This window comes from Arthrobacter sp. zg-Y179 (assembly GCF_020907345.1).
GTDB classification, from domain to species: Bacteria; Actinomycetota; Actinomycetes; order Actinomycetales; family Micrococcaceae; genus Arthrobacter_B; species Arthrobacter_B jinronghuae.
This window is the reverse complement of the sequence record NZ_JAJJOB010000002.1, coordinates 227,632-242,073: the sequence shown is the minus strand read 5'-3', so window position 1 is coordinate 242,073 and position 14,442 is coordinate 227,632. Positions and strand designations below refer to the sequence as shown.

At 64.4% G+C, this 14,442-nt stretch carries 13 protein-coding genes; 10 read left to right on the top strand and 3 right to left on the bottom strand.

All coding sequences use genetic code 11. The features are described 5' to 3' along the window. Positions 1-11 precede the first annotated feature (11 nt). From LOC56_RS01475 to LOC56_RS01445, 7 genes are all read left to right on the top strand, one after another. Positions 12-614, top strand: a complete 603-nt coding sequence (locus LOC56_RS01475) for a hypothetical protein (RefSeq protein ID WP_229949834.1) — start codon at positions 12-14, stop codon at positions 612-614. 326 nt (positions 615-940) lie between these two features. Next, positions 941-2,593 (top strand): peptide ABC transporter substrate-binding protein, encoded by a 1,653-nt coding sequence (locus LOC56_RS01470; protein WP_229949832.1) that lies wholly within the window; start codon positions 941-943, stop codon positions 2,591-2,593. A 134-nt stretch (positions 2,594-2,727) separates the two neighbouring features. Then, the gene (locus tag LOC56_RS01465) at positions 2,728-3,654 is read left to right on the top strand and encodes an ABC transporter permease (protein ID WP_227918490.1); all 927 of its coding nucleotides are present in this window, start codon (positions 2,728-2,730) and stop codon (positions 3,652-3,654) included. Continuing rightward, positions 3,647-4,600 (top strand): ABC transporter permease, encoded by a 954-nt coding sequence (locus LOC56_RS01460; protein WP_229949830.1) that lies wholly within the window; start codon positions 3,647-3,649, stop codon positions 4,598-4,600. The genes LOC56_RS01465 and LOC56_RS01460 overlap by 8 nt, the downstream gene beginning before the upstream one ends. Further along, positions 4,597-6,291, top strand: coding sequence for an ABC transporter ATP-binding protein (locus LOC56_RS01455; protein WP_229949828.1), 1,695 nt, complete (start codon positions 4,597-4,599; stop codon positions 6,289-6,291). Before LOC56_RS01460 ends, LOC56_RS01455 begins: the two co-directional genes overlap by 4 nt. A gap of 337 nt (positions 6,292-6,628) precedes the next feature. Next, the gene (typA, locus tag LOC56_RS01450; RefSeq protein WP_229949826.1) at positions 6,629-8,551 is read left to right on the top strand and encodes a translational GTPase TypA; all 1,923 of its coding nucleotides are present in this window, start codon (positions 6,629-6,631) and stop codon (positions 8,549-8,551) included. A gap of 56 nt (positions 8,552-8,607) precedes the next feature. Further along, complete coding sequence (locus tag LOC56_RS01445; RefSeq protein WP_229949824.1) at positions 8,608-8,997, top strand: hypothetical protein; 390 nt, start codon at positions 8,608-8,610, stop codon at positions 8,995-8,997. 80 nt (positions 8,998-9,077) lie between these two features. Here the strand turns inward: LOC56_RS01445 and LOC56_RS01440 are convergent, their stop codons facing one another. Continuing rightward, complete coding sequence (locus LOC56_RS01440; protein ID WP_229949823.1) at positions 9,078-9,320, bottom strand: putative acetyltransferase; 243 nt, start codon at positions 9,318-9,320, stop codon at positions 9,078-9,080. A gap of 139 nt (positions 9,321-9,459) precedes the next feature. On the opposite strand from LOC56_RS01440, the gene fdxA reads away from it, so the two are divergent. From fdxA to LOC56_RS01425, 3 genes are all read left to right on the top strand, one after another. Continuing rightward, positions 9,460-9,783 carry a ferredoxin gene (fdxA, locus tag LOC56_RS01435; protein WP_227918473.1) on the top strand — a complete coding sequence of 108 codons (324 nt, stop codon included), beginning with the start codon at positions 9,460-9,462 and terminating at the stop codon, positions 9,781-9,783. Beyond that, positions 9,780-10,937 carry a succinyldiaminopimelate transaminase gene (dapC, locus tag LOC56_RS01430; protein WP_229949821.1) on the top strand — a complete coding sequence of 386 codons (1,158 nt, stop codon included), beginning with the start codon at positions 9,780-9,782 and terminating at the stop codon, positions 10,935-10,937. Before fdxA ends, dapC begins: the two co-directional genes overlap by 4 nt. Positions 10,938-11,122: 185 nt before the next feature. Further along, entirely contained in the window at positions 11,123-12,415 is a 1,293-nt protein-coding gene (locus LOC56_RS01425; protein ID WP_229949818.1) for a citrate synthase, read from the top strand. 69 nt (positions 12,416-12,484) lie between these two features. Here the strand turns inward: LOC56_RS01425 and galE are convergent, their stop codons facing one another. Both galE and LOC56_RS01415 read right to left on the bottom strand, forming a co-directional pair. Beyond that, entirely contained in the window at positions 12,485-13,501 is a 1,017-nt protein-coding gene (galE, locus tag LOC56_RS01420; protein WP_229949816.1) for a UDP-glucose 4-epimerase GalE, read from the bottom strand. A gap of 61 nt (positions 13,502-13,562) precedes the next feature. Then, a complete protein-coding gene (locus tag LOC56_RS01415) occupies positions 13,563-14,432 on the bottom strand; it encodes a hypothetical protein (RefSeq protein WP_229949814.1) in 870 nt (289 codons plus the stop codon). Positions 14,433-14,442 lie beyond the last annotated feature (10 nt).

The following is a 14,442-nucleotide window of genomic DNA, read 5'->3' as shown; positions in this document are numbered from 1 at the left end:
ACATTGGCCCGATGACTCCGGAAGAACACCGCTTCAACGCCCTTGCACTCATGTTCGCCAACCTCCAGCGCCTGATGGTTTTCCATAACGCGGTCGCCATGAGCGAAGGCAGGGAACTGGAGCCTGACCTGCGCACAGAGCTCACCACGCAGCTCGACCTGGTCGGCGAGGCCATCCAACGTGCCAGCGAGGCCAAAGCAGTCAGTGAGCCCGACGTCGAGGCCATGCGCCCGGTGGTCCAGTACCTCGCGAGGGAGATCCGCTCCTATTACGCAACCGAGCTCGGGAGTGATCTCGGCAAGCAGGCAGCCTTCGGTGCCGCAGCAGTCTATGCAGCTGGATACCTCGACGACGGGACTATTCAGATGGGCCGCGTCTTCGGCCATCCGGAGTGGGTTGACCGCACACTGCAGAACAAACCCGTTCTCATCACTCTGCGGAACCAGGCAAATGCCGCCGTCGCATCCGCGGCCAAGCGCGAGTTCTCCGCCGACGTCCGCGGTTACATCGGGCACCACGTCAGTGTTGCGCTTGGTAACCGGGAGCAGGCCCTGGCCCAGGTGGACGGGCTGCCGGAAATGCTGGCCGGACGGGATGCGCGTCAGCCTCAATAGCGTGCCGATCCGATTGCCTGGTCTGAGTACGGTGCAGGGGATTTTCGCCGTCGAACGGGCAATATGACATGTCATTGCATGTAATACAGCGTCCGTATGCCAAATCGTTACCAGAAGGTACGGACCGGCCTTTCCCCACGTCATCGCGCCCTTTTGCGCAGTGTGAACCACGCCACGGTGTCCATGCCGGCGCCACATGCCGGACTTAGTTACCTGACGGCAACAAAGTGGGCTTATGCTTTTGGCTTTGTGAGTCGGTTCACCATTTGGCAGAGCCGCAACGCCGGCGTCATCATCGCCGGCACCGAACAGAACTAGGAGGCGGAATGCGCGTCACACGCACTTCCAAAATGCTGAGCGTAGCGGCACTTGCCGCACTTACGCTGAGCGCCTGCGGTGGGGGATCCGACGAATCGGCCGAAGGCTCGGGTGAGACCGAAGGCAGCAACAACGCCGTGATCATCACCGCTAACGGCACCGAACCGCAGAACCCGCTGATGCCGGTCAACACCAACGAAGTTGGCGGCGGACGCATCATGGACCTGCTCTTCGAAGGCCTGGTCAGCTACGACGCTGACGGCAATACGGTCAACGAACTCGCCGAGTCCATCGAGACCGAAGATTCCCAGACCTACACCATCAAGGTGAAGGCGGACCAGAAGTTCACGAACGGCGAGGCCATCACGGCCAAGTCCTTCGTTGACGCCTGGAACTTCGGTGCAGCCGCCAAGAATGCGCAGCTGAACTCGTACTTCTTCGAGAGCATCGAAGGCTACGACGAAGTCAGTGCAGAAGGCGCCACGGCCGACACCATGAGCGGACTGACCGTGGTGGATGACACCACGTTCACCGTCAAGCTCAGCCAGCCGGAATCCGACTTCCCGCAGCGACTTGGCTACACCGCCTTCTTCCCGCTGCCCGCCGGTGCACTGGAAGATCCCGCCGCGTTCGGCGAGAACCCGGTCGGCAACGGACCGTACATGCTGGCCGGCGACGACGCCTGGCAGCACGAGATCCAGATCGACCTGGTCACCAACCCGGATTACACGGGAACCCGTGTGCCGCAGAACGGCGGAGTAACCTTCAAGTTCTACTCCTCCTTCGACGCAGCCTACGCAGACCTGCAGTCGAACGAACTGGACATCCTCGACACCATTCCCAATATGGCGTTGAAGACGTTCAAGACCGATCTGGGTGAGGGCCGCTTCTCCGAAAAGGCCTATGCAGGCAACCAGACCATCACGATCCCCGGCTACCTGCCGGAGTTCTCGGGCGAAGCCGGAGAGCTGCGCCGCCAGGCCATCTCCATGGCCATCGACCGGGACGAAATCACCGAGGTTGTCTTCTCGGGATCCCGTGAACCGGCCACTGAATTCACCGCTCCGGTCATCGAGGGCTACAACGACAGCATCCCCGGCAACGAGGTGCTCGAGTTCAACCCCGAGAAGGCCAAGGAACTCTGGGAAGAAGCCGAGAAGGTTTCACCGTGGCCCGCCGATCAGGCCTTCACCATCGGCTACAACGCCGACGCCAACCACAAGGAATGGGTTGACGCCGTAGCCAACGGCCTGAAGAACAACCTTGGTATCCAGGCCGAAGGCAAGCCCTACGCAACGTTCAAGGAACTGCGCGCAGACGCTACCGCCAAGACCTTGTCCGGTGCCATCCGCACCGGCTGGCAGGCCGACTACCCGTCGCTGAACAACTTCCTCGGCCCGCTGTACGGCACCGGGGCAGGTTCCAACGACGGCGAATACTCGAGTGAAGAGTTCGACAACCTCCTGGGCGAAGGCCTTGCCGCTGCCACCCCGGAAGACGGAGCCGAAATCTTCAACCAGGCCCAGGAAGTCCTGCTGAAGGACCTCCCCGTTATCCCGCTGTGGTACCAGGTGGCACAGTCCGGCTGGAGTGAAAACGTGGACAACGTGGAAACCGGCTGGAACGGTGTCCCGGTGTACTACAACGTCACGGCCAAGTAGCAGTATCTAGACCGACCGATCCGGGGCCCGGCCAGAAGGCCGGGCCCCGGCTTGTATTTCGGGTTCTATCAAGAACAGGCATAGAAAAAAATGCGAGACTTCAATCCCCCACAGCTGGCAGGAGGCCACCCCTAATGGCCGGCTACGTCATTCGACGCTTCCTCCAAATGATCCCCGTTTTCTTCGGGGCAACCTTCCTCGTTTATTTCCTCGTGTTCTCCCTCCCGGGAGACCCCATTGCCGCACTCTTCGGCGATAAGCCGGTTAACGAGGCCGTCGCCGCACAGCTGCGCAGCCAGTACAACCTGGACCAGCCCTTCATCGTCCAGTACCTGCTGTACCTGAAGAACCTGGTCACCTTTAACCTGGGGGTCGACTTCTCCGGCCGCGAGGTTTCGGCCGTCCTGGCCCAGGCCTTCCCCGTGACTATGCGCCTCGCCGTGCTGGCCCTGCTTTTCGAAGCGGTCTTCGGTATTGCCTTCGGCCTCATGGCCGGCCTGAAGAAGGGCAAGATCTTCGACAGCACAGTCCTGGTTGTCTCCCTGATCGTGATCGCGATCCCGGTGTTCGTGCTCGGCTTCCTGCTGCAGTTCCTGGTGGGCGTCAAGCTCCAATGGACCAGCCCAACGGTTGGCGGCGACGCCAGCTGGGCAGACCTGATACTGCCGGCAGTGGTCCTGGGCCTGGCGTCCTTCGCCTACGTGCTGCGCCTGACGCGCACCTCGGTCATCGAGAACATGAACGCCGACTACGTCCGCACCGCCACCGCCAAGGGGCTTTCCCGGCCGCGCGTGGTCACCGTGCACATCCTGCGCAACTCCCTGATTCCCGTGGTGACCTTCCTCGGGGCGGACCTGGGTGCGCTGATGGGCGGCGCCATCGTCACCGAAGGCATCTTTAACGTCCCCGGAGTGGGACAGCGACTTTACCAGTCAGTCATCAGGGGAGAGGGGCCGACGATCGTGTCGATCGTGAGTGTCCTCGTCTTCGTCTACGTCATCGCCAACCTCCTGGTAGACCTCCTGTACGCCTGGCTTGATCCGAGGATCCGTTATGCATAAAGACACCACAAACATCGAGCACTACGTCGCTCCGCTGGAGGAAACCCCTCTGGCGGCGACCGACAGCGTCAAGGACGACGTCCAGCCGCTGAGCCTCTGGGGGGAGGCCTGGCGCAACCTGCGCACCCAGCCGCTGTTCATCATTTCCGCACTGCTTATCCTGCTGATCCTCACGGTCGCGGCTTTCCCGGGCCTATTCACGAATGCGTCACCGGATGAAAACTGCCTGCTGGCCAACTCCAACGGTGCACCCACGGCGGGGCACCCGCTGGGCTTCACCTTCCAGGGCTGCGACGTTTACGCCCGCGTCATTTACGGCACACGCGCGTCCCTGATGGTGGGAGTGCTGACCACACTGGCCGTCGTAATCATCGGCGGCATCGCAGGAGCACTGGCCGGCTACTACGGCGGATGGCTCGACGCCATCCTCGCCCGGGTCGGCGACATCTTCTTCGCCCTGCCGCTGATCCTCGGCGCCATCATCATCATGCAGCTGCCGACCTTCCGCGAGAACCGCACGGTCATGACGGTGGTCTTCACGCTGCTGATCTTCGGGTGGCCCCAGGTCGCCCGCATCACCCGCAGCGCCGTGATCTCGGTCCGCAACGCGGACTTCGTGGTGGCGTCCCGCTCCCTCGGCGTGTCGCGGTTCTCGGCACTGGTGAAGCACGTTATTCCCAACTCCACCGCCCCCGTGATCGTGATCGCCACCATCTCGCTGGGCACGTTCATCGTTGCGGAAGCCACGCTGTCCTTCCTGGGCATCGGGCTCCCGCCGGGCATCATGTCCTGGGGCAACGACATCTCGGCCGCCCAGTCTTCGTTGCGGTCCAACCCCTCAACGCTGCTCTGGCCTGCGGCCGCCCTCTCCATCACCGTGCTGAGCTTCATCATGCTCGGCGACGCGGTCCGTGATGCTCTTGATCCGAAGGCGCGCAAACGATGACCATCAATACACAAAACGAGGCTGTGAAGCCCCTGTTGGAAGTCCGCGACCTGGCAATCACCTTTGCCACCGCAAACGGCGACGTGGAAGCAGTCCGTGACGCACACCTGACGATCATGCCCGGCGAAACCGTGGCCATCGTGGGCGAGTCCGGTTCCGGCAAGTCGACGACGGCGCTGGCGGCCATCGGCCTGCTGCCCGGCAACGGCCGGGTCAGCGCAGGCCAGATCCTCTTTGACGGCGAGGACATTTCCAATGCCAGCGCCAAGCGGATCCAGGAGCTGCGCGGCAACTCGATCGGCATGGTTCCGCAGGATCCGATGTCCAACCTGAACCCGGTGTGGAAGATCGGTTTCCAGGTCAAGGAAACCCTGCGCGCCAACGGGCTGCCCCACTCCGCGGCGGACATCGCCAAGGTCCTGGAGCAGGCCGGCCTGCCGGATGCGGCAAGCCGCGCCAAGCAGTACCCGCACGAGTTCTCCGGCGGCATGCGCCAGCGTGCACTGATTGCCATTGGCCTGTCCTGCCGGCCCCGACTGCTCATCGCCGATGAGCCGACGTCGGCGCTGGACGTCACCGTCCAGCGGCAGATCCTGGACCACCTGGGCACCCTCACGGAGGAACTGGGCACCGCGGTGCTGCTGATCACTCACGACCTCGGCCTGGCCGCGGAACGTGCCCAGAAGGTCGTCGTAATGTACAAGGGACGCGTGGTGGAATCCGGGCCGGCCCTGGAAATCCTTACCAACCCCCGCCACCCCTACACGCGTAAGCTCGTGGAATCGGCGCCCTCCCTGGCCTCCAAGCGCATCGACTCCGCGAAGAGCCGCGGCCTCGAGAGCGCAGACCTGCTGACCTCCGAAGACGATGCCAAGCTGAAGGCTGCGGATAACGTCATTGAGGTGAAGGACCTGACCAAGGTCTTCAAGCTCCGCAGCGGACTCGGCAAGTCGACGGATTTCACCGCCGTGGACAACGTCTCCTTCGACATCAAGCGCGGCACCACCACCGCCGTCGTGGGCGAGTCCGGCTCGGGCAAGTCCACTGTGGCCCGCATGGTGCTGAACCTGGAGACTCCCACCAGCGGCTCCATCCTGTTCAACGGGGTGGATATGACCACGCTGAACAGCAAGCGGATGTTCGAGTTCCGCCGCCGGGTGCAGCCGATCTTCCAGGATCCGTACGGTTCCCTGGACCCGATGTACAACATCTTCCGCACCATCGAAGAGCCGCTTCGGGTGCACAAGATCGGCACGTCCAAGAGCCGGGAGGCCAAGGTGCGCGAGCTCCTTGACCAGGTGGCCCTGCCGTCATCGGTGATGCGCCGCTTCCCGAACGAGCTCTCCGGCGGCCAGCGCCAGCGCGTCGCGATTGCGCGGGCCCTGGCGCTGGATCCCGAGGTGGTCATCTGCGATGAAGCGGTTTCGGCGCTGGACGTCCTGGTGCAGGCCCAGATCCTGAACCTGCTGGCGGACCTGCAGTCGGAGCTGGGACTGAGCTACCTGTTCATTACCCATGACCTGGCGGTGGTCCGGCAGATCGCGGACTTCGTCTGCGTGATGGAAAAGGGCAAGCTCGTGGAGACCGGCACCACGGACGAGGTGTTCGACGCCCCGCAGCAGGCCTACACGCAGGCACTGCTGGCGGCCATCCCGGGCTCACGCCTGGAACTGCCGCCCGAAGTCGCCTAGCGGCCCGGCAGCACATGCACTGAAGGCGGGGAACCGGACAGGTTCCCCGCCTTCAGTGTGGCCGGCGCGGCCCCGATACCGCGCCTGCCCCACAGCCTGTCCGCGCCCCGAAACAGCGGGGTTCGGTTCGCCCCGCAAAGGCGCGCATTAGGGATCGTATGGTATTGCGACTAGAATGTTAGCGTGCCCGCTGACGGCGGGGCCTTCGGTGGATTCTGACTGGTGATTGAGCAAGCGATTGAATCAGCATTCGTACAGAACAGCCGGAAACGCCGGTACCAATCCGGCCGAAAAAGATACACCCCGAACTGATCTCCTATGAATTGAGTCCTCACGCATGTCAGAAACCAACACGGCTGTAAATACCGCAGTACGAAGCGATCTCCGCAACGTTGCGATTGTGGCCCACGTTGACCACGGTAAGACGACTCTCGTCGACGCCATGCTGAAGCAGACGAACTCGTTTGCCGCCCACGGAGACGTGGAAGACCGCGTGATGGACTCCGGTGACCTGGAGCGCGAAAAGGGCATCACCATCCTGGCCAAGAACACCACCGTGTTCTACAACGGTCCGGCCGCCAAGGGCGAAACCATCACCATCAACGTCATCGACACCCCCGGCCACGCCGACTTCGGCGGCGAGGTCGAGCGCGGCCTGTCCATGGTCGACGGCGTTGTGCTGCTTGTTGACGCTTCCGAAGGCCCGCTGCCCCAGACCCGCTTCGTGCTGCGCAAGGCGCTGGCCGCGAAGCTGCCGGTAGTCCTCCTGGTCAACAAGACCGACCGTCCCGATGCCCGGATCGACGAAGTCGTCAGCGAGTCCATGGACCTGCTGCTCGGCCTGGCCTCCGACCTTGCCGACGAAGTTCCGGACCTCGACCTTGACCTGATCCTGAACGTCCCCGTTGTCTACGCCGCCGCCCGCGTCGGTGCAGCCTCCCTGGAGCAGCCGGCTGACGGTTCAGCCCCCGCGAACGACAACCTGGAACCGCTGTTCCAGACGATCATCGAGCACATCCCGGCTCCCACGTACGACCCCGAGGGTGTCCTCCAGGCGCACGTCACCAACCTGGATGCCTCCCCGTTCCTGGGCCGCCTCGCCCTGCTGCGTATCTTCAATGGCACCCTGCGCAAGGGCCAGACCGTTGCCTGGGCACGTCACGACGGCACCATGAAGACCGTCAAGATCACCGAACTGCTGGCCACCAAGGCACTGGACCGCGTTCCGACCGAGTCCGCCGGCCCCGGCGAGATCGTTGCTGTTGCCGGTATCGAGGACATCACCATTGGGGAGACCCTGACCGACGTCGACAACCCCAAGCCGCTGCCGCTGATCACCGTGGACGATCCCGCGATCTCCATGACCATCGGTATCAACACCTCGCCGCTGGCCGGCCGGGTCAAGGGTGCCAAGGTTACGGCCCGCCAGGTCAAGGACCGCCTCGACAAGGAACTGATCGGCAACGTGTCGCTGAAGGTCCTTCCGACCGAGCGTCCGGATGCCTGGGAAGTCCAGGGCCGCGGCGAGCTCGCCCTGGCCATCCTCGTGGAGCAGATGCGACGCGAAGGCTTCGAGCTGACGGTCGGCAAGCCGCAGGTGGTCACCAAGATCATCGACGGCAAGGTCAACGAGCCGATGGAGCACATGACCATCGACGTACCCGAGGAATACCTGGGTGCCGTTACGCAGCTGATGGCAGTCCGCAAGGGCCGCATGGTCAACATGGCCAACCACGGCACCGGCTGGGTCCGCATGGAATTCATCGTTCCCGCCCGTGGCCTGATCGGCTTCCGCACCAAGTTCCTCACGGAAACCCACGGCGCCGGCATCTCCTCGTCCATTGCCGAGGGCTACGAGCCCTGGGCCGGTCCGATCGAGTACCGCACCAACGGTTCGCTGATCTCCGACCGCTCCGGCGTCGTCACCCCGTTCGCCATGATCAAGCTGCAGGAACGCGGTTCCTTCTTCGTGGAGCCCACCTCCGAGGTCTACGAGGGCATGATCGTCGGCGAGAACTCCCGCGCCGATGACATGGACGTTAACATCACCAAGGAAAAGCAGCTCACCAACATGCGTGCCGCTTCCTCGGATACCTTCGAGAACCTGACCCCGCCGCGGAAGCTCACGCTGGAAGAGTCGCTCGAATTCGCCCGCGAGGACGAATGCGTGGAGGTCACTCCGGAGTCCATCCGCATCCGCAAGCTGGTCCTGAACGCGAACGACCGTGCCAAGGCCAACCGCGCCCGCGCCAAGGCCTAGTCATTTCCACCACGGCTGAAACCGGCAAGAGGTCCCCGCGCTGGCGGGGGCCTCTTGTGGCCGTTGCCGGCGGGATCCTGGCAGCCCTGCTGGGCACCTCCCTGCACGGCCACGTGGTGTACGCGGGCGACGACGGATTGCCCGTCGGTGCCCTGCTGGCCGTAGTGTTCAGCGGCGCCGTGGCCTTGCTGGTCGGCCTCTGGCAGCGCAGTGCGCTGCTGAGCGCCGTCACCGGAGTGGTCACCTACCTGGTGCTGGGACTTTTTTCCCTGGACCTCGTCAGTGAGGTACCGCTGATCGTGACCGGTTCCTCCGCCCCGGAGCAGCCGCCGGTAGTGACTGCCGGACTGGTCTGGCTCTTCGGGCAGGCTGTTGCCACGGTGGCCGCTGTGCTGCTCTGTGCACGCGTGCTCGGCCGGGACCGGGCAGCCGGGACGGCCGCCTAGGCATCGGCAGAACCCAAGATCATGTGAAAGGCCGCTGGAACAAAGGTTCCGGCGGCCTTTTTCATGCGGTTTTCGCGGGTTTACAGCGGACGTGTCCGCGCAGCGCGGCGCGGGGGAGCGGGCGGGACGGTTTTGGCCGCCGTGACCAGCGGATAGGCGATAAGGACCTCGCCGCGCCGGGTGGAGACCGTGCAGCCGTCCGTCCCGACGTCGCTGAGGGTGCCCAGAGCGTCCGTGAAGCCGCCGTCGCTCCGGTAGCGGACGACGACGCGCACTCCGGGCTGCAGGCCGCGCAGCAGGGCGGCAGGTTCTTCGTGCGTCATCCTTCCATCCTACGGAGGGGCCGGCGTCACCGGGACCCTCCGGCTGGGAGATAATGGACAAGGCTACTAACGTGGAACCAACACCCAGCGACCCGCCGTCCTACCGGCCGACGGTCCGCAGATCAGGAAGGCAAGGGACGTGACGTACGTAATTGCGCAGCCGTGCGTGGATGTAAAAGACAAGGCATGTATCGAAGAATGCCCCGTGGACTGCATCTATGAAGGCGAACGCTCCCTCTACATCCACCCGGACGAATGCGTCGACTGCGGGGCCTGCGAACCTGTCTGCCCGGTTGAAGCCATCTACTACGAAGACGACACTCCCGAGGAATGGGCCGAGTACTACAAGGCCAATGTCGAGTTCTTCGACGTCCTGGGCTCTCCCGGCGGCGCTGCCAAGGTAGGCAACACGCACACGGACCACCCGATCATCGCGGCCCTGCCGCCGCAGAACCAGGCATGAGCGCCGCGGCGTCCCGGGCCTTCGGGCTGGACCTGCCGGAGTACCCCTGGGACGCCATGGTGCCCTACCAGCGCCGGGCAGCCGAGCATCCTGACGGAGCGGTGAACCTGTCCATCGGCACCCCCGTGGATCCAACGCCCGCCGTCGTCCGCGACGCGCTGGCAGCTGCTTCGGATGCCCCGGGCTATCCCACCACGCACGGCACCGCGGACCTGCGTGCCGCCGTCGTCGAATGGTTTGCCCGGCGCCGTAACGTGTCAGGGCTGGATCCGGCGGCCGTGCTGCCCACCGTGGGTTCGAAGGAACTCGTGGCGTGGCTGCCGCTGCTGCTCGGGCTGGGGGAGGGCGACGTCGTTGTCCGGCCAGTGGTCGCTTACCCCACCTACGATATGGGTGCGGTCTTCGCCGGCGCCACGGCGGTCGCCGCGGACCACCTCTCTGACCTGGACGAGCAGACGCGTTCACGCGTCCGGCTGGTCTGGGTGAACTCCCCGGGCAACCCCACCGGCATTGTGCGTTCCGCCGAGTCGCTGCGCACCCTCGTCGAAGAAGCCCGTGCCCTGGGCGCAGTGGTTGCCTCGGACGAATGCTATGCCGAACTCGGCTGGGGACAGTGGGATCCCGTTGAAGGCGGCGAACCCGTCCCCAGTATCCTGGATCCGCGGATCAGCGGCGGAAGCGCCGACTCCCTGCTCGCGGTGTACTCCCTGAGCAAGCAGTCCAACATGGCCGGTTACCGCGCTGCGTTCACGGCGGGAGATCCGGCATTGATCGCCAACCTGGTCAACAGCCGCAAGCACGCCGGAATGATCGTCCCCGCGCCCGTGCAGGCCGCCATGGCCGCAGCGCTGCGCGACGACGCACACGTGGCGGCGCAGAAGGACCTCTACCGCTCCCGCCGCAACCTGCTTGTTCCGGCACTCGAGGCGTTCGGCCTGAAAATCGAGCACTCGGAAGCCGGGTTGTACCTGTGGGCGAGTGCAGACGAGGACACCTGGACCACCGTGGCACGTTTCGCGGAACTGGGAATAGTGGTGGGTCCCGGCGTTTTCTACGGCGACGCCGGTGCCGGCTACGTGCGGATTGCCCTCACCGGCACGGACGAGGGTATCCGTGCAGCCGCCGAGCGCCTGCACGCGGGTTCGCAGGAATAGTATTGGGCACTGCACCGTAATACTGCCCCCAGCCATGTTGCGCTTGTACAACGGTGCCCGCCTCGATTAGTGGTAAGGGCACTGAAACCGGTAGCGTTTTAGCGAAATAGTTTAGTGGAATGCACTATGTCCGTCGGAAGCGGATGTACATAGCGGCGGTTTCGAAAACTCCTAAAGGAGAATTAATGACTGAGCAACCAAGTGCCAAGCTCCAGTACGGGCCGAACCCGGAAGACGAGCTTGTGCTGCCCCGCGTTGCCGCAGCTGAAGGAAACAACGGTTTCGACGTTTCCAAGCTGCTGAAGCAGACCGGCACCGTCACTTTTGACCCCGGCTTCATGAACACGGCGGCCACCACCTCCGCGATCACCTACATCGACGGCGACCAGGGCATCCTGCGCTACCGCGGGTACCCCATTGAGCAGCTGGCAAAGCACTCGAGCTTCCTCGAGACCTCGTACCTGCTGATCTACGGGGAACTGCCGACGCCCACCGAGCTGGAGAACTTCGACCAGCGGATCCGGCGCCACACCCTGCTCCATGAGGACCTGAAGGGCTTCTTCGGCGGCTTCCCGCGCGACGCGCACCCGATGCCGGTGCTGTCCTCGGCGGTCAGTGCGTTGTCCACCTTCTACCAGGACTCCCTGGACCCGTTCGACGAAGAACAGGTGGAGCTCTCCACGGTCCGCCTGATGGCGAAGCTGCCCGTGATCGCGGCCTACGCGCACAAGAAGTCCATCGGCCAGCCGATGCTCTACCCGGACAACTCCATGAACCTGGTGGAGAACTTCATGCGGCTGTCCTTCGGCCTGCCGGCCGAGCCGTACGAAATCGATCCGGACCTGGTCAAGGCCCTGGACCTGCTGCTGATCCTGCACGCGGACCACGAGCAGAACTGCTCCACCTCCACCGTCCGTCTGGTGGGCAGCTCCAACGCCAACATGTTCGCTTCGGTTTCGGCCGGTATCAGCGCCCTCTTCGGCCCGCTGCACGGCGGGGCCAACGAAGCAGTGCTGAACATGCTGCGTGACATCCAGGCCACCGGCATGCAGCCGGAGACCTTCATGGAAAAGGTCAAGAACAAGGAAGACGGCGTGAAGCTCATGGGCTTCGGGCACCGCGTCTACAAGAACTACGACCCGCGCGCCAAGATCGTCAAGGCCACCGCCCATGACATCCTCGCCAAGCTCGGCGGCAACGATGAGCTGCTGGACATCGCCATGCGCCTGGAAGAGAAGGCACTGGCGGACGATTACTTCATCGAGCGCAAGCTGTACCCGAACGTGGACTTCTACACGGGCCTGATCTACAAGGCCATGGGCTTCCCGGAGAAGATGTTCACGGTCCTGTTCGCCATTGGCCGCCTGCCGGGCTGGATTGCCCAGTGGCGTGAAATGATGCAGGACCCGCAGACGAAGATCGGCCGCCCGCGCCAGCTCTACACGGGCGCCCCGGAGCGCAACTACCCGCAGCGCTGATCCGTTTGTAGGACACACAAAAAGGGAAGGTCCCCGGAAAATTCCGGGGACCTTCCCTTTTTGTAATCCCTACGGGGCGGCGTAGCCCTCGGGATTGTTCTTCTGCCAGCGCCAGTGGTCCTCGCACATGCTCGCCAGGGAGCGTTCGGCCCGCCAGCCGAGGTCGGCGTGCGCGGCGGCAGGGTCTGCGTAGCTGACGGCGGCATCCCCCGGGCGGCGCTCGGCGAACTCGTACGGGATTTCCTTGCCTGCTGCGGCGGAGAAGGCCGAGAGGACTTCCAGGACGGACGAGCCGTTGCCCGTGCCCAGGTTCCAGCGGTGCACGCCGGGGGCCTCGCCCAGGTAGTTGAGGGCGGCGAGGTGGCCTGCGGCAAGGTCCACTACATGGATGTAGTCGCGGACGCCGGTGCCGTCCGGTGTGGGGTAGTCGTTGCCGAAGACCATCACCTTTTCGCGGCGGCCGACGGCAACCTGCGCCACGAACGGCAGCAGGTTGTTCGGCACACCGGTGGGATCCTCGCCGATGCGGCCGGACTCGTGGGCGCCGGCGGGGTTGAAGTACCGCAGCAGCGCAACGCTCCAGCGTTCATCGGCGGCACCGAGATCGCTGAGGATGTCCTCGATCTGCTCCTTTGTGCGCCCGTAGGGGTTCACGGCGTCCATGGGGGAGTCCTCGGTCAGGGGGACTTCCTCGGATGCGCCGTAGACGGTGGCGGACGAGCTGAAGACGATGGTCCGGACGTTATGCCGGTCCATGGCGTGCAGCAGGTTGATGGTGCCGACCACGTTGTTGGTGTAGTAGTACAGCGGTTTAGCCACCGATTCACCCACTGCCTTCAGCCCGGCGAAGTGGATGACCGCGTCTATGGAGCGGCCGTCGAATGCCGCTTCGAGCGCCGCCGCATCCAGCAGGTCGGCCTTGATGAATTCCGCCTTGCGGCCGGTCAGCTCCTGGACCCGCCGCAGCGATTCCTCGTTGGAATTCTGGAGGTTGTCCAGGACCACCACGTCGTGGCCCGCTTCGAGGAGGGCGAGAGTGGTGTGGGATCCGATATAACCGGTGCCACCGGTAACTAAAATACGCATGGTCCTAAGCCTAAACGCTCGCTCGTCCGTATCCGCGGCGGTGGTCCCGCGGCGGACCCCTTTATTCCGCGGGGAGACTGAACGCCGTCACGGCCACCTGCCCGGGCACGGCGTCCGATTCGGTCCAGACGGCGGTACCCCGGTGCCAGGTCCGGCCGTCATAGGCGACGGACTCGATCCCGAGCGTCTTGGCATTGGCAACGAACCACTGGGCCACGGACCAGCCGTAGGCACCCTCGACGTCGGCCAGATAGAGCGGGCCCAGCACGGATCCGTTGAGCGGTCCGTAGATTTCCTCGACGGCGGCAGCGCTCACCGCGGGATCGGCGGACTCGACCGGAGCCCGCAGGGTGCAGGAGAGGGCTGTAGGGGTCTGCCCGGTCAAGGCGGAAGCGAAGGCCCGGGCAGGGCCCTCATGCTTGGCGTACGCGTCCGGGAACGCGCTGCGCTGGACCGCCTGCGCCGCCTCCGTGATCGGGAGCTCCAAGTAGCCCGGGACCTGCTCCAGGCCGTTGTAGAAGGCGGTGGCGGCGTAGGCGGGGTCCATCACCTGTTCCTCGCTGCCCCATCCCTGCGACGGGCGCTGCTGGAAGAGGCCGCGGGAGTCCGGGCCGGCGTCGTCGCCGTAGTTCACGTTGCGCAGCCCCGATTCCTGCAGGGCAGTGGCAAGGGCAATGGAGACGGCCCGCGGCGGCAGCCCGCGGGCCACCGCCACGCCGGAAATGATCGAGGCGTTCGCCGCCTGTTCCAGCGTCAGCCAGTATTCCGCGCCGCCCACTACGGCCACGCAGCGTTCAGTGATCACCGGTGTCTGCTTCTTTCCCGAGAGTGCGGAAACAGCGAACAAGGCAGCGAACGCCGCCACGCACAGCACCAGCAGCAGGACCAGCACCCGGAAGGAACGGGTTTCATGCTGCTGGAGCAGTTGCATGGTGGGCGGC